We start from the raw sequence: 18,687 nt of genomic DNA, 5'->3' as shown, positions 1-18,687 counted from the left end.
AGCCCTACCACAAAGGGTTTCGCTGCCGCCGCCTGAGGAGAGAATTAGAAATGACCTTCGTCGTCACCGACAACTGCATCAAGTGCAAGTACACCGACTGCGTAGAAGTGTGTCCGGTGGACTGCTTCTACGAAGGCCCGAACTTCCTGGTCATCCACCCGGACGAGTGCATTGACTGCGCCCTGTGTGAACCTGAATGCCCGGCCGTCGCCATTTTCTCCGAGGACGAAGTCCCGGCGGGCATGGAACAGTTCATTCAGTTGAACGTTGAATTGGCTGAAATCTGGCCAAACATCACCGAGAAGAAAGACTCGTTGCCGGATGCCGCCGAATGGGATGGCAAACCCAACAAGATTGAGCAACTAGAGCGCTAAAAGCGCCGCTGCCCAACAAAAAAAGGCCCTTCAAGGGCCTTTTTTGCGCTCAGGGGAACGCATTCACTTTTCTATAGACGAAAAAAGGGGCGGTATGACCCGCCCACATTTTTTCCCTAGTCCCTGTGTTCCTTTTCATCATCCTGATGAATCGCATCCTGCGACGTTCCTTCAACCATCGTTCCTTGATGGCTGTGTCAATCCGTGGACACAGGGCTGATGTTAGAGAGTTCCAAGGGAAGTTCAACGGGATCCAAACCGGGCACTGACAGGCTCCAGCCCCCAGACAAAGATAATTAATTTTTATCTTTCAAATAGATAGAAAACTCCTTCAAAGATTCGAGACGCACACACCCAGCAAAAAAACCAAACACTTACGAGAAAGTAAGCGAATGCTTACGCGCGCCATTGCGTAAAAGCGTAAAAGAACCCCATTGACCGATCTCCAGGCAAGAAAAAGCCCCGACAAGTCGAGGCTTCTTGTCCTTCAGCGAGTTCAGTCGTCGCTGACGGTAATGGTCGGCATTGCCGGGGCCGCCGCTTCCTGCAGGACGATCCGTGCGCCCACATGGCGAGCCAATTCCTGGTAGATCATGGCGATCTGGCCATCGGGCTCTGCCGCTACGGTGGGCTTGCCGCCGTCGGCCTGTTCACGAATGCCCATCGACAATGGCAACGAGGCCAGTAGTTCAACGCCGTACTGGGTCGCCAGCTTCTCGCCACCGCCTTCACCAAACAGATGCTCTGCGTGGCCGCAGTTGGAGCAGATGTGCACCGCCATGTTTTCCACCACACCCAACACCGGAATGTTGACCTTGCGGAACATCTCCACGCCCTTCCTGGCGTCCAGCAAGGCCAGGTCCTGGGGCGTGGTCACGATCACCGAGCCCGCCACCGGGACTTTCTGTGCCAGGGTCAGCTGGATATCGCCGGTGCCTGGCGGCATGTCGATCACCAGGTAATCCAGGTCGCCCCAGGCGGTCTGGGTGACCAACTGCAGCAACGCGCCGGAGACCATCGGCCCGCGCCACACCATCGGCGTGTTGTCATCGGTCAGGAACGCCATGGACATGACCTCCACGCCCATGGACTCGATCGGCACGAACCACTTCTGGTCCTTGACCTTCGGCCGCGTGCCTTCGGCGATGCCGAACATCACGCCCTGGCTCGGGCCGTAGATATCGGCGTCGAGAATACCCACGCGCGCGCCTTCACGGGCCAGGGCCAGGGCCAGGTTGGCTGCGGTGGTGGATTTGCCCACGCCGCCCTTGCCGGAAGCGACTGCCACCACGTTCTTGACGTTGGCCAGGCCCGGGATCTGCGCCTGGGCCTTGTGCGGGGCGATCACGCACTGGATGTCGACCTTGGCGGCACGCACGCCGTCGAGGCCCTCGATGGCCATTTGCAGCATCTGCGCCCAACCGCTCTTGAACAGGCCGGCGGCATAACCCAACTCCAGTTGGACCGAGACCTGGTCACCCTGGACCTCGATGGCACGTACACAGCCGGCGCTGACCGGATCCTGGTTCAAATAGGGGTCGGTGTACTGGCGAAGAACGGCTTCCACCGCTGCGCGATTGACGGCGCTCATGGGCAACTCCCGAAAAAAGACTGACTGAAACAGGCGGCTATCCTAACCGTTCCAGCCGCGTTACGGCATGCTTTCGCAGGTGCGGAAGATTCTGAAACAGCACCACGGGGTGAAATAAATTTCCCGGCGCTTTATAGTGGCCGACCTCCGTTTCATCAAGTAGCCGAGCCCCATGTCCGAGCCACGCAAGATCCTCGTCACCAGCGCCCTGCCCTATGCCAATGGTTCCATCCATCTTGGCCATATGCTTGAGTACATCCAGACCGATATGTGGGTGCGCTTCCAGAAGCATCGCGGCAATCAATGCATCTATGTCTGCGCGGACGACGCCCACGGTTCGGCCATCATGCTGCGCGCCGAAAAGGAAGGCATCACCCCGGAACAGCTGATCGCCAATGTGCAGGCTGAACACAGCGCCGACTTTGCCGAGTTCCTGGTGGATTTCGACAACTTCCACTCGACCCACTCCGCCGAAAACCGCGAGCTGTCGAGCCAGATCTACCTGCGCTTGAAGGACGCCGGGCACATCGCCACGCGCTCGATCACGCAGTATTTCGACCCGGAAAAGAAAATGTTCCTGGCCGACCGCTTCATCAAGGGCACCTGCCCGAAATGCGGCACTGAAGACCAGTACGGCGACAACTGCGAAAAATGCGGTGCCACCTACGCACCGACTGACCTGAAGAACCCGCGCTCGGCGATCTCCGGCGCCATCCCGGTACTCAAGGACTCCCAGCACTTCTTCTTCAAGCTCCCGGATTTCCAGCAGATGCTGCAAACCTGGACCCGCAGCGGCACCCTGCAGGACGCCGTGGCCAACAAGATCGCCGAATGGCTGGATGCAGGCCTGCAACAGTGGGACATCTCCCGCGATGCGCCGTACTTCGGCTTCGAGATCCCAGGCGAGCCCGGCAAATACTTCTATGTATGGCTGGACGCACCGATCGGCTACATGGCCAGTTTCAAGAACCTCTGCGACCGTACGCCGGAGCTGGACTTCGATGCGTTCTGGGGCAAGGACTCCACCGCCGAGCTGTACCACTTCATCGGCAAGGACATCGTCAACTTCCACGCCCTGTTCTGGCCAGCCATGCTCGAAGGTTCGGGCTACCGCAAGCCCACCGGCATCGCGGTACACGGCTACCTGACGGTCAACGGCCAGAAGATGTCCAAGTCCCGTGGCACCTTTATCAAGGCACGCACCTACCTGGACCACCTGTCGCCGGAATACCTGCGCTACTACTACGCCTCCAAGCTGGGTCGTGGCGTCGACGACCTGGACCTGAACCTGGAAGACTTCGTCCAGAAGGTCAACTCGGACCTGGTGGGCAAGGTGGTCAACATCGCCAGCCGCTGCGCCGGTTTTATCCACAAGGGCAACGCCGGCCTGCTGGTGGCCGAGAACGCCGCGCCGGAACTGACCGACGCGTTCCTGGCTGCCGCGCCAAGCATCGCCGACGCCTATGAAGCCCGTGACTTTGCCCGTGCCATGCGCGAGATCATGGGCCTGGCCGACCGCGCCAACGCCTGGATTGCCGACAAGGCCCCCTGGTCGCTGAACAAGCAGGAAGGCAAGCAGGCTGAGGTCCAGGCGATCTGCGCCACCGGCGTCAACCTGTTCCGCCAGCTGGTGATCTTCCTCAAGCCCGTGCTGCCATTGCTGGCCGCCGACGCCGAGGCGTTCCTCAATGTCGCCCCGCTCACCTGGAACGACCACGCCACGTTGCTCAGCAACCATCAGTTGAATGAATTCAAGCCTCTGATGACCCGCATCGATCCGGTCAAGGTCCAGGCAATGACCGACGCCTCGAAAGAAGACCTGGCCGCCAGCCAGACCGATACCGGCGAATCGAAACCGGCCGGTAACGGCGAGCTGGCCAAGGACCCGCTTTCCCCGGAAATCGACTTTGACGCCTTTGCTGCCGTGGACCTGCGCGTGGCGCTGATCATCAAGGCCGAAGCCGTGGAAGGGGCCGAAAAACTGCTGCGCCTGACCCTGGATATTGGTGACGAACAACGCAACGTGTTCTCCGGAATCAAGAGCGCCTATCCGGACCCGTCCAAGCTCAATGGTCGTCTGACCATGATGATTGCCAACCTCAAGCCGCGGAAAATGAAGTTCGGTATCTCCGAAGGCATGGTGATGGCGGCCGGTCCCGGCGGCGAAGAGATCTACCTGCTGAGCCCTGACAGCGGCGCCAAGCCGGGTCAACGTATCAAGTAAGCGCCGCAAAACAGCCCTGTCGTTTCGGCGACGGGGCTTTTCAACTAGTCCCCCCTTCTCGCTTGCCGGATAATCAAACCCTGTTTGTTCAACCGGCACGCCAATGATCACTCCATGAATCTGATTCAACGTATCGACGCACTGCTGCCGCAGACACAATGCGGCAAGTGTGGGCACCCGGGCTGCAAGCCTTACGCCGAGGGTATCGCCCGGGGCGAGGCAATCAACAAATGCCCACCCGGAGGACAGGAGACGATCACCGGCCTCGCGCTATTACTGCGTGTACCCATTCTGGAGCTGGATACCAGCCGTGGGGACGCCCCGGCCCAGGTCGCCTACATCCGCGAGGCCGAGTGCATCGGCTGCACCAAATGCATCCAGGCCTGCCCGGTGGACGCGATTGTCGGCGCCGCCAAGTTGATGCACACCGTCATCGTCGATGAGTGCACCGGTTGCGACCTGTGCGTCGCGCCCTGCCCCGTCGACTGCATTGAGTTGCGCCCAGTGGTCACAGGGCTGCCGATCATCGGCGGCCTGGCAGCGAACGAAAACGAACGCCGTGAACGAAACTTCAAGCGCGACCGTGCCCGGCAACGCTTTGAACAACGCAATGCACGCCTGCAACGGGAAGAAGAGCACAGGACTGCCCAACGTGTGGCGCGGCCTCAGCGCTCAGCACCAACTCCCCCTTTGCCATTTGACGCAGCGCGGGCCGCCCAGGATGCGGAGGTGAAAAAAGCCAAGATCAATGTGGCCATGAGCCGCGCCCAATTGCACAAATCCTTGCAGGCTTTTGGGCACCCGCCGACCTTTGAACAACAATCCCAACTGATCGCCCTGCAACAGCAATTCGAGGCAGCGGAGCAGGCGTTGGCAGCCCTGGGCCAGCATCACACACCCGCGACACCGCTGCCTGCCGTCAACAACGCCGACCTCAAGCGCGCCAAAATCCAATTGGCGATGCGCCGGGCCGAGTTGAAGAAAGCCCTGGACCAACAGGCGGATCCGCAACAATTAGCCGACGCGCAACACAAGCTCGATGACGCGCAGCGCCAAGTAGACGCCCATGGCACATGACTGATAATCCTGGGGGGGTTGTTACAGTCCATCGCCGACACCACATTGATACCGTCGGGTTATCCTTCTCGCAGGACTCCGTGCCTGGACCCACTATTCAACACTACGCTGACTGCCCGAAAGGAACCTTCCGCCTCATGAACGCCGCAAAACGCCTGGAAATTTTCCGCAGGCTTCACGAAGACAATCCGGAACCCAAGACCGAACTGGCCTACTCCTCGCCGTTCGAGTTACTGATTGCGGTGATCCTGTCGGCCCAATCCACGGACGTCGGCGTCAACAAGGCCACGGCCAGGCTGTATCCCGTGGCCAACACGCCAGAGGCGATTTACGCCCTGGGCGTGGACGGGCTGTCGGAGTACATCAAGACCATCGGCCTCTACAACAGCAAGGCCAAGAATGTCATCGAGACCTGCCGCTTGCTGATAGAACGGCACAATAGCGAAGTGCCAGAAACCCGCGAAGCACTGGAAGCCCTGCCGGGGGTGGGCCGTAAAACCGCCAACGTGGTGCTCAACACTGCATTCAGGCAACTCACCATGGCCGTGGATACCCATATTTTTCGGGTCAGTAATCGAACCGGCATAGCACGCGGCAAGAACGTGGTCGAAGTGGAAAAGCAGCTCATGAAGTTCGTACCCAAACCGTACCTGCTTGACTCCCACCATTGGCTGATCCTGCACGGACGCTATGTTTGCCAGGCCCGCAAGCCGCGCTGCGGCAGCTGCCGCATTGAAGACCTGTGCGAATACAAGGACAAGACGTCGGACGATTGAGGCTTCATTGGTTTTCTCGATCAGTCGATTGAAAAAATCTTTTTTACCCATTCATGGATTATCGTTATAAGGAGCGCCAACGGCAGTCTTACTCCGGAGTTAACGTTATGAGCACTGACAAAGAACAGTTGGATGTGGAAGACGACCTCGTTGAATCGGAGGACGATGGCGTGGAAGCACCTGTGGCAGAGGTCGCCAAGACCAATCTGAGCAAACGCCGTACTATCGACAACCTTCTGGAAGAACGACGCTTGCAAAAACAACTGGCCGACTACGACTTCGACCTCTGATCAAGCGGTCGACGGCCGGAAGCCTCCCTGTCGGAGGCTTTTTTCTGCCGGTTGTGCGGCCTATGCGCAGTGCTGTGCCCTCACCTATACCAAGCCGTTACGCTGGGCCAGCTCGATCAGGTCCACGAGAGAGCGGGCATTGAGCTTGAGCAGCAGACGAGTCTTGTAGGTGCTGACGGTCTTGTTGCTGAGAAACATACCGTCGGCAATCTCCTTGTTGGTCCTGCCCCGAGCCAATTGCTGCAACACCATCATTTCCCGGCCGGACAGACGCTCGACCATATCGGCCTCACTGGCATTACCCATGGTGGAGCGTACCGAGTTGAGTGCCTGGTTTGGAAAATAGCTGTAGCCCGACAACACCGCCTTGATCGCACTCAGCAACTCGGTCAGGTCCTGTTGCTTGCACACATAGCCCGCAGCGCCGGCCTGCATGCAACGCATGGAAAAGTGACCTGGAGCCTGGGAGGTGAGCACCAGTACCTTGAACGGGACAGCCTGCTTGGTAGACGAAAGCCGGCAAATAACTTCCAGGCCATCGAGCTTGGGAATCCCAATATCCAGTATGACAATGTCCGGCATATGCTCCCGCGCAAGTTGCAACGCATCGACACCGTTATTGGTCTCTGCAACGACCTCATAACCATGACGCTCCATTAGCATACGCACAGCAAGACGAATGACGGGATGATCATCTACGATCAGCACTTTATTCATGAGAAAGTCCAATTTCGCTGTTCGAATTATTTAGAGCAAACACAATAGCCTAGTCGTTTCCTAGTTGGCATAGCGTTCCCCCCCGAGCAACAGCAAGCAGAGACCCAACCCACAGAGATAAAGGAAACGCCCTACAAAAAAACACCGATACAGATGTTTCCAGTTTTATGGGGCCCTTCAGAACTTTCCGGGACCTCACATATTTTGAGTGAAATTTCCAGCCCCTCCAGGGGATAAGGTAAACGTGCCGCACGCAACTATCAGGAAATGCCCCTTGCCTGTCGACTGCAGGTAGCGGAGCCGGCAGAGAAAAATCGGTAGTTTCAGTTCCATTTAACATATTTACTTACATCCTTATTTCCTACAGAATTTTTGGCTTCTTACATACTCCTCGCACCTACATGAGTGAATTATCTGTAAGACTGGTTCCTACATAAATGATAAAAAACATTCCCCCGACAAAAAAAACAGCGCCCCAATAATCAACAACACTGATTAAACAAGTTTAAACAAAGTGGACTTAATCAAGAATTCAAGACAAAAAAAATGGCCCCTTGAACAAGGGGCCATTTTTACAACCGGCTTGACACTCAGAACAACGAACGACCTTTGTTGGCAGCAATGCGCATGCGCAATGCATTCAACTTGATAAAGCCCGCTGCGTCAGCCTGGTTGTAGGCACCGCCATCTTCTTCGAAAGTGGCGATGTTGGCGTCGAACAGCGAGTCATCCGACTTACGGCCGGTAACGATCACATTGCCCTTGTACAACTTCAGACGCACAACGCCATTCACGTGGGCCTGGGAAGCATCGATCATCTGTTGCAGCATCAGACGCTCAGGGCTCCACCAGTAGCCGGTATAGATCAGGCTGGCGTACTTGGGCATCAGCTCGTCTTTGAGGTGAGCCACTTCACGGTCCAGGGTGATGGACTCGATGGCGCGGTGGGCACGCAGCATGATGGTGCCGCCCGGGGTTTCGTAGCAACCACGGGACTTCATGCCCACATAGCGGTTCTCGACGATGTCGAGGCGGCCGATGCCGTGTTCGCCACCGATACGGTTCAGCGTCGCCAATACGGTGGCCGGGGTCATTTCCACGCCGTCCAGCGCGACGATGTCGCCATTACGGTAGGTCAGTTCCAGGTACTGCGGCTTGTCTGGAGCGTTCTCCGGGGAGACGGTCCATTTCCACATGTCTTCTTCGTGCTCGGTCCAGGTGTCTTCCAGCACGCCGCCTTCATAGGAGATGTGCAGCAGGTTGGCGTCCATCGAGTACGGGGACTTTTTCTTGCCATGACGCTCGATCGGGATCGCGTGCTTTTCAGCGTAATCCATCAGCTTTTCACGGGACAGCAGGTCCCATTCACGCCACGGGGCAATCACTTTTACGCCGGGCTTGAGCGCGTAGGCACCCAGTTCGAAACGCACCTGGTCGTTGCCCTTGCCGGTGGCGCCATGGGAAATGGCATCAGCGCCGGTTTCGTTGGCGATTTCGATCAGGCGCTTGGCGATCAGCGGACGTGCGATGGAAGTACCCAGCAGGTACTCGCCTTCGTAGACGGTGTTGGCGCGAAACATCGGGAAGACGAAATCGCGGACGAATTCTTCGCGCAGGTCGTCAATGTAGATCTCTTTCACGCCCATGGCTTGCGCCTTGGCACGTGCAGGTTCGACCTCTTCGCCCTGACCCAGGTCAGCGGTGAAGGTCACCACTTCACAGTTATAAGTATCCTGCAGCCACTTGAGGATCACCGAAGTGTCCAGGCCGCCGGAATACGCGAGAACGACCTTGTTTACGTCGGCCATGCCATCACTCCACGGGGTTGTACGGAAAGGCGTCGATTCTACCGATCAAAACCGTGGATTTACAGGGGCGCGACAGCAAATGAAGATAAAGCGACAGATTATGTCGAGCGAGCGACCGATGGTCGCACGTCAGGAGGTGTGTGCCGGGTTGCTCGGCCCCGTGGCCTGGGGGGCCGGTTTCTCAGGGGCAGCCACGCGTTCGAGCTGAATATTCACACGGCGGTTACGGGCCCGGTTGGCGGCAGTGGTGTTGGGCGCCAAGGGGTAGCTTTCGCCATGGAACCGCAGGGTGATCTGGGACTCCGGGATACCGTTGGCCTTGAAGTAGTCCATCACAGCCAGCGCGCGACGGCGTGAAACGTCACGGTTGCTCAGGCGATTGCCGCTGTTGTCCGAGTGGCCGTTCAATTCGATATGGTTGACGGTTGGGTCCGCCTTCATGAATTCGAGAATCACCGCCAGCTTCTGCTTTGCCGCAGCGTCCAGCTCGATGCCGCCACCGGGGAAGCCCACTTCGGTCTGCTTGACCTGATCGTAATTCATCGGCAGCAGCTTGGCGGTGCACAGCTGATAATCGCTGTAGGCCTTGTTGAATTTCACCGGCAGCAGGCGAATCTCCGAATAACCACCCTCACGTCCATAGTGCCGCACCGTGGGCGAGCGTCCATCGAGCAAACCGTTGAAGAGACGCCCGGCCTGGGCCTGAGAGCTGTTGAACAGCACATCACCGCTGCCGGCACGTACGGCGCCGAGATTGATGTCACCCCGACCGGGCTGCCAGGGGGCTGCGGCGGCCAACAAGGTGGCCGACCCTGCGCCCAGCGACCCGTTATAGGCTTTAAGGCGAAACGTCGCCTGCTCGCCGGCCCGGCGCACGAACTCACCCGAACCGAAGTCGGTGATCGGTTGGCTCAGGCGGCACTCGAACTTGTCCCCCTCTACCTTCCACTCAATGTTCTCCAGACGTGTCTGGAACGTGAGGGCCATAGCAGGCAGGCTGGCGAACACACTGAGCAGGGCTAGATAATGCTGGCGCACGGGAGGCTCCACTGGTTTCTACAACACTTCAAAGCGTCATACATCGATAAGGCATACGAAAGGCTATCGGATGCATCCTGCAAAACTTGATAGCGAGTGCCTGCAAGAGTCTTTTCCGGTAGCATTCCCACCAGATTGACCCGCCTGGAATCCCCAATGTCCGACCGCCTGACCCTGCTGCGTCCCGACGACTGGCATATTCATCTTCGCGATGGTGCTGCGTTGCCCCAAACCGTGGCCGATGTAGCGCGTACGTTTGGCCGCGCCATCATCATGCCTAACCTGGTACCACCGGTGCGTAACGCCGCCGAAGCCGACGCCTATCGCCAGCGCATCCTCGCTGCACGGCCGGCCGGCAGCCGCTTCGAACCATTGATGGTGCTCTACCTCACCGACCGTACCCAGCCCGAAGAAATTCGCCAGGCCAAGGCCAGCGGTTTCGTGCACGCCGCCAAGCTGTACCCGGCCGGCGCGACCACCAACTCCGATTCCGGCGTGACCAGCATCGACAAGATCCTGCCGGCCATCGAAGCCATGGCCGAAGTCGGCATGCCGCTGCTGATCCACGGTGAAGTCACCCGTGGCGACGTGGATGTGTTCGATCGCGAGAAAATCTTCATCGACGAGCACATGCGCCGCGTGGTCGAGCTGTTTCCGACCCTCAAGGTGGTGTTCGAGCACATCACCACGGCCGATGCCGTGCAGTTCGTCACCGAGGCCTCGGCCAACGTCGGCGCAACCATCACCGCCCATCACCTGCTGTACAACCGCAACCACATGCTGGTGGGCGGGATTCGGCCGCACTTCTATTGCCTGCCGATCCTCAAGCGCAACACCCACCAGGTTGCCTTGCTGGATGCCGCGACCAGCGGTAATCCGAAGTTCTTCCTCGGCACCGACTCTGCGCCCCACGCCCAGCACGCCAAGGAAGCGGCATGCGGTTGTGCCGGTTGCTACACCGCGTTCGCCGCCATCGAGCTGTATGCCGAAGCGTTCGAACAGCGCAACGCCCTGGATAAACTCGAAGGTTTCGCCAGCCTCAATGGCCCGCGATTCTACGGCCTGCCGGCGAATACCGACCGTATCACCCTGGTCCGTGAAGACTGGACCGCCCCCGCCAGCCTGCCATTTGGCGAGCTGACCGTTATCCCGCTGCGCGCCGGTGAAACACTGCGCTGGCGCCTGCTGGAGGAAAGCAAGTGAGTGAAGACCATTACGATGACGACCAGGAACACGGTGGCGGTGGTGGTTCGCGCCACCCGATGGCCGAACGTTTCCGCGGCTACCTGCCTGTCGTTGTCGACGTAGAAACCGGCGGCTTCAATTGCGCCACCGATGCACTGCTGGAAATCGCCGCAACGACTATCGGCATGGACGAACAGGGCTTTGTGTATCCGGAGCACACCCACTTCTTCCGCGTCGAGCCGTTTGAAGGTGCCAATATCGAAGCGGCAGCCCTGGAGTTCACCGGGATCAAGCTCGATCACCCCTTGCGCATGGCCGTCAGCGAAGAGGCGGCACTCACCGATATCTTCCGTGGCGTACGCAAGGCCTTGAAGGCCAACGGCTGCAAGCGCGCGATCCTGGTCGGACATAACAGCAGCTTCGACCTGGGCTTCCTCAACGCCGCCGTGACGCGGCTGGACATGAAGCGCAATCCGTTCCACCCGTTCTCCAGTTTCGACACCGCCACCCTTGCTGGCCTGGCCTATGGCCAGACCGTCTTGGCCAAGGCCTGCCAGGCGGCCGGCATCGACTTCGACGGTCGCGAAGCCCACTCGGCCCGCTACGACACCGAGAAGACCGCCGAGCTGTTCTGCGGCATCGTCAACCGCTGGAAGCAGATGGGCGGCTGGGAAGACTTCGGCGACTGAGGTCAAATCCCGCGCACAAAAAAACCGGCCTTCTCAGGCCGGTTTTTTTGTCCCGCGAATCCGGCTTACAGCTTGCCAGCGTTCTCGGTCAGGTAAGCCGCAACGCCTTCTGGCGAAGCGTTCATGCCTTTGTCGCCTTTTTTCCAGTTGGCAGGGCAGACTTCGCCGTGCTCTTCGTGGAATTGCAGGGCGTCGACCAGACGGATCAGCTCTTCCATGTTACGGCCCAGCGGCAGGTCGTTGATGATCTGGGAGCGCACAACGCCCTTGTCATCGATCAGGAACGCGCCACGGAAAGCCACGCCGCCTTCGGATTCAACGTCATAGGCCTTGGCGATGTCGTGCTTCATGTCGGCAGCCATGGTGTATTTGACTTTGCCGATGCCGCCATCGTTGATGGCCGTGTTGCGCCAGGCGTTGTGGGTGAAATGGGAGTCGATGGAAACGGCAACCACTTCAACGTTACGTGCCTTGAAATCGTCCATGCGGTGGTCCAGAGCGATCAGCTCCGAAGGGCAGACGAAGGTGAAGTCCAGCGGGTAGAAGAACACCAGGCCGTATTTGCCTTTGATGGCTTCAGACAGTTTGAAGCTGTCAACGATTTCGCCATTGCCGAGCACGGCAGGTACGTCGAAATCCGGGGCTTGTTTGCCGACGAGTACGCTCATTGGGTATCTCCTGATGTAAGGGTGACGATTGAAGTAAAAGGACCGGCCTTGAGTCTGCCGCATTCAAGCGACAGCCCTGTGACGCAGTCACGCTTCGTGAAGACCGACCATCATACACTGAAAAAACCGTTCGTCAGCGTGAGGGCGGTGCAGGCCAATACCCTACGAATCTACTTTGACAATCATTCTCGTTAACATTAAGATCCATCGCACTTAAGCCTTAAACCCGCGACGGTTCTCCCTTATGTATGTGTGCCTGTGTACCGGCGTCACCGACGGACAAATCCGCGAAGCAATCTATGAAGGTTGCTGCAGCTACAAGGAAGTGCGTGAAACCACCGGCGTTGCCAGTCAATGTGGTAAATGTGCTTGCCTCGCCAAGCAAGTGGTACGGGAAACCCTGACGCAACTGCAAACAGCCCAGGCCGCTGTTCCCTACTCAGCAGAATTTACACACGCTTGAATAGGCGTGTTTTGAAGAACCGGACCGAGTGTCCGGTTTTTTTATGCCTGTAATTCAATTAGTTAGCGCTAAGACGCGGAACACAAACATTCTTATTCCGATTAATTTTCATTTATTATTCAATAACTTAGGTTTGACACTAGGGTTTTCGCCGCTCAAACTCCGCCTTATACACAGCTACTACAGGGCAGGACCCCAGTCATGAAAGGCGACATCTCAGTCATCCAGCAACTCAACAAAATCCTTGCCAATGAACTGGTCGCGATCAATCAGTACTTCCTGCATGCGCGCATGTACGACGATTGGGGCCTGGAAAAGCTTGGCAAGCGTGAATACAAAGAATCCATCAAGGCCATGAAGGACGCCGACGCGCTGATCAAGCGGATCCTGTTCCTCGAAGGCCTGCCGAACGTACAGGACCTGGGCAAGCTGAACATCGGCGAGCACACCCAGGAAATGATCAGCAGCGACCTGGGCTTTGAACGCAAGAGCCACAGCGACCTCAAGGCCGCCATCGCACATTGCGAGACCAAGGGCGACTTCGGCAGCCGCGAGCTGCTGGAAGACATCCTTGAAGACCAGGAAGAACATATCGACTGGCTGGAAACCCAACTGGGCCTGATCGACAAAGTCAGCCTGGAAAACTACCTGCAATCGCAGATGGGCGAATAATCCCGTCGCTCTCTCAGGTACAAAAAAGCCCCGCTCTCTCACGAGAAGCGGGGCTTTTTATTGCAGGCGAATCAAGCGTCGGTCTTGGCCGCCGCGTTTGCCGCTGCATCTTTGATCAACGCCTGCAACGAACCATCAGCTGCCATTTCGGTGATGATATCGCTACCGCCGACCAGCTCGCCGGCTACCCACAGTTGCGGGAAGGTAGGCCAGTTGGCGTACTTCGGCAGGTTGGCGCGGATTTCCGGGTTTTGCAGGATATCCACGTAAGCGAACTTCTCGCCACACTGCATAACAGCCTGGGAAGCCTTCGCGGAGAAACCGCACTGAGGAGCGTTAGGTGCGCCCTTCATGTAAAGCAGAATGGTGTTGTTGGCAATCTGCTCTTTGATCGTTTCGATGATATCCATGGAACACCTCGGCTGGAACTTTGCGACTCACAGGTCGGCACGGTGGCGCATTGTAACGCAAAATTCCAACGCGGTGCTCGGGCTCCTTATGCGGCAGCGACTTGGACCGGTACGCCATTCAATGCCGCATTGCCCGATAACTCATCCAATTGCCGCTCGTCGGTCAAGTCATTCGCGCTCGCCCCCGGTTGCTCGCTGGCGATGGTCATCTGGACGCCAGGACGGGCGTGGCCCCAACCATGGGGCAGGCTGACCACGCCGGGCATCATGTCCAGGCTGGCGACCACCTCCACCTCGATCATGCCGATACGTGAACTGACGCGCACCCGCTGGCCGTCTGCCAACTGGCGACTGGCCAGGTCGTCGGGATGCATATGCAACTGGTGCCGAGGCTTGCCCTTCACCAGCCGGTGATAATTATGCATCCAGGAATTATTACTGCGCACATGGCGACGGCCGATCAGCAGCAACTCGTCAGCCACAGGCATCGGCTGCGCCGCAAAGCGCGCCAGATCCGCCAGAATCACTGCCGGTGCCGCCTGCACCTTGCCATCCACGGTTTTCAAGCGCGCTGTGAGATTTGGCTTGAGCGGCCCCAGGTCCATGCCATGGGGATGATCCGCCAGCTTCGCCACCGACAACTGATGGCTCGACGCATCACCATAAGCGCCGGCGCGCAGGCCGAAGTCGATCATTTGCGCAGGCGGCATGGTGGGCTTGAGCGCCATACCGGTGTGCGCAGCGAATGCCGTGGCCAGGCCGACGAAGATCTCCCAGTCATGCAACGCCCCCTCAGGCTTGGGCAGGATCGCGCGATTGAAACGGGTGACATTGCGCACGGCGAACATGTTGAACGTGGTGTCGTAGTGGTCGTTTTCCAGCGCCGAAGTGGACGGCAGGATCAGATCGGCATAACGCGTGGTCTCGTTGATATAGAGGTCGATGCTGACCATGAACTCCAAGCCGTCCAGGGCCTGCTCCAACTGGCGGCCATTGGGGGTCGACAGCACCGGGTTGCCCGCCACCGTCACCAGCGCGCGGATCTGTCCTTCGCCGCCGGTGAGCATTTCTTCGGCCAATGCAGACACTGGTAACTCGCCGCCGTACTCCGGGCGCCCGGACACGCGGCTCTGCCAGCGATTGAAATGCCCGCCACCGGTGGACGCGACCAAATCCACCGCCGGACTGGTGCATAACGCGCCGCCCTCGCGGTCGAGGTTGCCCGTGACCAAGTTGATCAACTGCACCAGCCAATGACACAGCGTGCCGAACGCCTGGGTCGACACCCCCATGCGCCCGTAGCACACCGCTTTATCCGCAGCAGCGAAATCCCGTGCCAACTGGCGAATCTGCCCGGCGGGTACGGCACACTGGCGGCTCATGGCTTCGGCGGTAAAGCCGAGGATCGCACGGCGCACCTCCTCAAGGCCCTCTACCGGCAAATGACTGTCACGCATCAGGTTCTCGGTGAACAGTGTGTTGAGTACCCCGAACAGCAACGCCGCATCCCCGCCAGGCCGCACGAACAGATGCTGATCAGCGATCGCCGCTGTCTCACTGCGCCGAGGATCGACCACCACCACCTTGCCGCCCCGGGCCTGGATAGCCTTGAGACGCTTCTCCACATCGGGCACGGTCATGATGCTGCCGTTGGAGGCCAGCGGGTTGCCGCCCAGGATCAGCATGAAGTCGGTGTGGTCGATGTCCGGAATCGGCAGCAACAGGCCATGGCCGTACATGAGGTGGCTGGTGAGGTGATGGGGCAACTGGTCTACGGAGGTGGCAGAAAACCGGTTGCGCGTCTTGAGCTGGCCGAGGAAGTAGTTGCTGTGGGTCATCAGCCCATAGTTGTGCACGCTGGGGTTACCCTGATACACCGCCACTGCATTCTGCCCATGCCGCGCCTGGATGCCCGCCAGCCGCTCGGCGACCAAGGCAAACGCCTCATCCCACGGGATTGGTTGCCATTCGCTGCCCACCCGCAACATGGGCTGGTGCAGGCGGTCAGGATCATTCTGGATGTCCTGCAACGCCACGGCCTTGGGGCAGATATGGCCGCGACTGAAGCTGTCCAGCGTGTCGCCCTTGATCGAGGTGATCGCCAGGCTGCCGTCTTCGGCCTGGGTGGTTTCCAGGGTCAGGCCACAGATGGCTTCACACAGGTGGCAGGCACGGTGGTGGAGAGTCTTGGTCATGGCCAGTCTCTTTATTGGGCTTTGGCCTGACTATGGGCCGTGACCATGACAGGCGCCAGCATCGTTCGTCCTGTGAATCGATAGCCATCAGGCCAGGCCATGCGCAAACATGAGCAAATGTTACAGAACCTGTCATCAACCTCTGAAACCGACGCAGCCTGATCCAGGCCCGCCCCCGCGCATTGCAAAAGGTGATGGCGTCAGTGTACAAATGGCCCGCTGCTGTCAGGAAATCGTCTTCAAAAGCGCTCTCGCGCCCTTCTTGAACACCCCTAAAAACGTAGCCCTATTGGTAAGACGCGACATTTAATGTCAATATCGCGCCTTCCCCTATTTCGTCGCCCCGTGCGGCTTTCGCCGCAGGTCTCGCCCGTTGTCACAATAAACAAGGCTTTGAGTATCTGCGGTCTGTTGCAAAAAGGTAGTTAATGATGAGCGCAAGGCACTTTCTCTCCCTGATGGATTGCACGCCCGAAGAGCTGGTCAGCGTGATCCGTCGAGGCATTGAGCTTAAAGACCTGCGTAACCGCGGCGTACTGTTCGAGCCTTTGAAAAACCGCGTGCTCGGGATGATTTTCGAGAAGTCGTCGACCCGCACTCGCCTGTCGTTCGAAGCCGGCATGATCCAGCTGGGTGGCCAGGCCATCTTCCTGTCGCCGCGTGACACCCAACTGGGCCGTGGCGAGCCGATCAGCGACTGCGCGATCGTCATGTCGCGCATGCTCGATGCGGTGATGATCCGTACCTTTGCCCACAGCACCCTGACCGAATTCGCCGCCAACTCGCGCGTGCCGGTAATCAACGGCCTGTCCGATGACCTGCACCCATGCCAGTTGCTGGCCGACATGCAGACCTTCCTTGAGCACCGTGGCTCGATCCAGGGCAAGACCGTGGCCTGGATCGGTGACGGCAACAACATGTGCAACAGCTATATAGAAGCGGCGATTCAGTTCGACTTCCACCTGCGCATCGCCTGTCCGGAAGGCTTCGAACCGGCCGCCGAGTTCCTGGCCAAGGCCGATGGCCGTGTGCAGATCCTGCGCGATCCAAAGGATGCAGCGATCGGCGCCCACCTGGTCAGCACCGACGTCTGGACCTCCATGGGCCAGGAAGACGAAACCGCCAAGCGCCTGGCCCTGTTCGCGCCCTTCCAGGTGACCCGCGCCCTGCTCGACATGGCCGCGCCGGACGTGCTGTTCATGCACTGCCTGCCCGCCCACCGGGGTGAGGAAATCAGCCTCGACCTGCTCGATGACCCACGCTCCGTGGCCTGGGACCAGGCCGAGAACCGCCTGCACGCGCAAAAAGCCCTGCTCGAATTCCTCGTCGAACCGGCGTACCACCACGCATGAGCCAGCCATTACTGCTGAACTTGCGCAATCTGGCATGCGGTTACCAGGATCAACGGGTGGTGCAGAACCTCAATCTGCACCTCAACGCGGGCGATATCGGTTGCCTGCTGGGTTCTTCGGGCTGTGGCAAAACCACGACCTTGCGCGCGATTGCCGGTTTTGAGCCGGTGCACGAAGGCGAAATCAGCCTCGCGGGCGAAGTGATCTCCAGCGCCGGTTTTACCCTGGCGCCGGAGAAACGTCGCATCGGCATGGTGTTCCAGGACTACGCGCTGTTCCCCCATCTCAGCGTGGCCGACAACATCGCCTTCGGCATTCGCAAACACCCGCAAAAAGACCGTGTGGTCGCCGAACTGCTGGAGCTGGTCAACCTCAAGAACCTGGGCAAGCGTTTCCCCCACGAACTGTCGGGCGGCCAGCAACAACGCGTCGCCCTCGCCCGCGCCCTGGCGCCGGAGCCGCAGCTGTTGCTGCTGGACGAACCGTTCTCCAACCTCGACGGCGAACTGCGGCGCAAGCTCAGCCACGAGGTGCGCGACATCCTCAAGGCACGGGGCACCAGTGCGATCCTGGTCACCCATGACCAGGAAGAGGCATTCGCCGTGAGCGATCACGTCGGGGTGTTCAAGGAAGGCCGCCTGGAGCAGTGGGATACCCCCTACAACCTCTATCACGAACCCCTGACGCCTTACGTCGCCAGCTTTATCGGCCAGGGTTATTTCATTCGTGGCCAGTTGAGTTCGCCCGAGTCCGTCCACACCGAACTCGGCGACCTGCGCGGAAACCGCGCCTACACCTGGCCTACGGGGGGGGCGGTGGACGTCTTGCTGCGCCCGGACGACATCGTCTACGCGCCCGACAGCGCCTTGAAAGCGCGGATTGTCGGCAAGACCTTCCTCGGCGCGTCGACCCTGTACCGCCTGCAACTGCCGACCGGTGCGCAGTTGGAGTCGATTTTCCCCAGCCATGCCGACCATCAGGTGGGCGCGCAAGTGGGCATTCGCGTGGCCGCTGAGCATCTGGTGCTGTTCCAGGCCTCAGGCAGCGTCGCGGCGCAGGTTCCTCACGCCGAATCCGGCGTACGACGCTACAGCCCGGCTGGCTGAGTCAATGATCAACGTGTGGGAGGGGCAAGCCTCCTCCCACATTGGTTATCCA

18 protein-coding genes are annotated in these 18,687 nt (G+C 59.1%); 11 read left to right on the top strand and 7 right to left on the bottom strand.

Annotation, left to right across the window (positions count from 1 at the left end; genetic code table 11):
- The first annotated feature begins 50 nt into the window (after nt 1-50).
- Entirely contained in the window at nt 51-374 is a 324-nt protein-coding gene (fdxA, locus tag J1N02_RS19475; protein WP_027604581.1) for a ferredoxin FdxA, read from the top strand.
- 496 nt (nt 375-870) lie between these two features.
- Here the strand turns inward: fdxA and apbC are convergent, their stop codons facing one another.
- The gene (gene apbC / locus J1N02_RS19470; protein ID WP_027604582.1) at nt 871-1,965 is read right to left on the bottom strand and encodes an iron-sulfur cluster carrier protein ApbC; all 1,095 of its coding nucleotides are present in this window, start codon (nt 1,963-1,965) and stop codon (nt 871-873) included.
- Between the two features lie 172 nt (nt 1,966-2,137).
- On the opposite strand from apbC, the gene metG reads away from it, so the two are divergent.
- The 4 genes from metG to J1N02_RS19450 all read left to right on the top strand — a co-directional run bounded on the left by metG (nt 2,138) and on the right by J1N02_RS19450 (nt 6,332).
- Complete coding sequence (metG, locus tag J1N02_RS19465) at nt 2,138-4,189, top strand: methionine--tRNA ligase (RefSeq protein WP_421147599.1); 2,052 nt, start codon at nt 2,138-2,140, stop codon at nt 4,187-4,189.
- Between the two features lie 114 nt (nt 4,190-4,303).
- Nucleotides 4,304-5,266: an electron transport complex subunit RsxB gene (gene rsxB / locus J1N02_RS19460; RefSeq protein WP_098480305.1), complete on the top strand. Its 963-nt coding sequence runs from the start codon at nt 4,304-4,306 to the stop codon at nt 5,264-5,266.
- Between the two features lie 137 nt (nt 5,267-5,403).
- Nucleotides 5,404-6,042 (top strand): endonuclease III, encoded by a 639-nt coding sequence (gene nth / locus J1N02_RS19455; protein WP_027604585.1) that lies wholly within the window; start codon nt 5,404-5,406, stop codon nt 6,040-6,042.
- Nucleotides 6,043-6,149: 107 nt separating this feature from the next.
- A complete protein-coding gene (locus J1N02_RS19450) occupies nt 6,150-6,332 on the top strand; it encodes a PA3496 family putative envelope integrity protein (protein WP_027604586.1) in 183 nt (60 codons plus the stop codon).
- A gap of 84 nt (nt 6,333-6,416) precedes the next feature.
- On the opposite strand, the gene J1N02_RS19445 is transcribed toward J1N02_RS19450, so the two are convergent.
- The 3 genes from J1N02_RS19445 to J1N02_RS19435 form a co-directional block, all read right to left on the bottom strand.
- Entirely contained in the window at nt 6,417-7,049 is a 633-nt protein-coding gene (locus J1N02_RS19445; protein ID WP_027604587.1) for a response regulator transcription factor, read from the bottom strand.
- Between the two features lie 590 nt (nt 7,050-7,639).
- The gene (locus J1N02_RS19440) at nt 7,640-8,857 is read right to left on the bottom strand and encodes an argininosuccinate synthase (RefSeq protein ID WP_012722490.1); all 1,218 of its coding nucleotides are present in this window, start codon (nt 8,855-8,857) and stop codon (nt 7,640-7,642) included.
- Nucleotides 8,858-8,986: 129 nt separating this feature from the next.
- Nucleotides 8,987-9,895: a flagellar protein MotY gene (locus J1N02_RS19435; RefSeq protein ID WP_092356347.1), complete on the bottom strand. Its 909-nt coding sequence runs from the start codon at nt 9,893-9,895 to the stop codon at nt 8,987-8,989.
- Nucleotides 9,896-10,051: 156 nt separating this feature from the next.
- Between J1N02_RS19435 and pyrC the strand changes: the two genes are divergently transcribed.
- Both pyrC and rnt read left to right on the top strand, forming a co-directional pair.
- On the top strand, nt 10,052-11,098 hold the full coding sequence (pyrC, locus tag J1N02_RS19430) for a dihydroorotase (protein WP_027604589.1): 1,047 nt from the start codon (nt 10,052-10,054) through the stop codon (nt 11,096-11,098).
- Entirely contained in the window at nt 11,095-11,769 is a 675-nt protein-coding gene (rnt, locus tag J1N02_RS19425; RefSeq protein ID WP_027604590.1) for a ribonuclease T, read from the top strand. Before pyrC ends, rnt begins: the two co-directional genes overlap by 4 nt.
- A 65-nt stretch (nt 11,770-11,834) precedes the next feature.
- Here the strand turns inward: rnt and J1N02_RS19420 are convergent, their stop codons facing one another.
- The gene (locus J1N02_RS19420) at nt 11,835-12,437 is read right to left on the bottom strand and encodes a peroxiredoxin (protein ID WP_003172097.1); all 603 of its coding nucleotides are present in this window, start codon (nt 12,435-12,437) and stop codon (nt 11,835-11,837) included.
- A gap of 244 nt (nt 12,438-12,681) precedes the next feature.
- Between J1N02_RS19420 and J1N02_RS19415 the strand changes: the two genes are divergently transcribed.
- Together J1N02_RS19415 and bfr are read left to right on the top strand one after the other, a co-directional pair.
- Entirely contained in the window at nt 12,682-12,900 is a 219-nt protein-coding gene (locus J1N02_RS19415) for a bacterioferritin-associated ferredoxin (RefSeq protein WP_074844072.1), read from the top strand.
- A 201-nt stretch (nt 12,901-13,101) separates the two neighbouring features.
- Nucleotides 13,102-13,572: a bacterioferritin gene (bfr, locus tag J1N02_RS19410; protein WP_012722487.1), complete on the top strand. Its 471-nt coding sequence runs from the start codon at nt 13,102-13,104 to the stop codon at nt 13,570-13,572.
- Nucleotides 13,573-13,643: 71 nt separating this feature from the next.
- Here the strand turns inward: bfr and grxD are convergent, their stop codons facing one another.
- Together grxD and J1N02_RS19400 are read right to left on the bottom strand one after the other, a co-directional pair.
- Nucleotides 13,644-13,982, bottom strand: a complete 339-nt coding sequence (gene grxD / locus J1N02_RS19405; RefSeq protein WP_027604591.1) for a Grx4 family monothiol glutaredoxin — start codon at nt 13,980-13,982, stop codon at nt 13,644-13,646.
- Nucleotides 13,983-14,068: 86 nt separating this feature from the next.
- The gene (locus J1N02_RS19400; protein ID WP_098480307.1) at nt 14,069-16,177 is read right to left on the bottom strand and encodes a molybdopterin oxidoreductase family protein; all 2,109 of its coding nucleotides are present in this window, start codon (nt 16,175-16,177) and stop codon (nt 14,069-14,071) included.
- Between the two features lie 431 nt (nt 16,178-16,608).
- On the opposite strand from J1N02_RS19400, the gene argF reads away from it, so the two are divergent.
- The gene (gene argF, locus J1N02_RS19395) at nt 16,609-17,529 is read left to right on the top strand and encodes an ornithine carbamoyltransferase (protein ID WP_027604593.1); all 921 of its coding nucleotides are present in this window, start codon (nt 16,609-16,611) and stop codon (nt 17,527-17,529) included.
- On the top strand, nt 17,526-18,635 hold the full coding sequence (locus tag J1N02_RS19390; protein WP_065926527.1) for an ABC transporter ATP-binding protein: 1,110 nt from the start codon (nt 17,526-17,528) through the stop codon (nt 18,633-18,635). The genes argF and J1N02_RS19390 overlap by 4 nt, the downstream gene beginning before the upstream one ends.
- Nucleotides 18,636-18,687: the final 52 nt, after the last annotated feature.

This window comes from Pseudomonas sp. NFX5, from assembly GCF_049132125.1.
GTDB classification, from domain to species: domain Bacteria; phylum Pseudomonadota; class Gammaproteobacteria; order Pseudomonadales; family Pseudomonadaceae; genus Aquipseudomonas; species Aquipseudomonas marginalis.
This window is presented reverse-complemented; position numbering and strand designations above follow the sequence as displayed.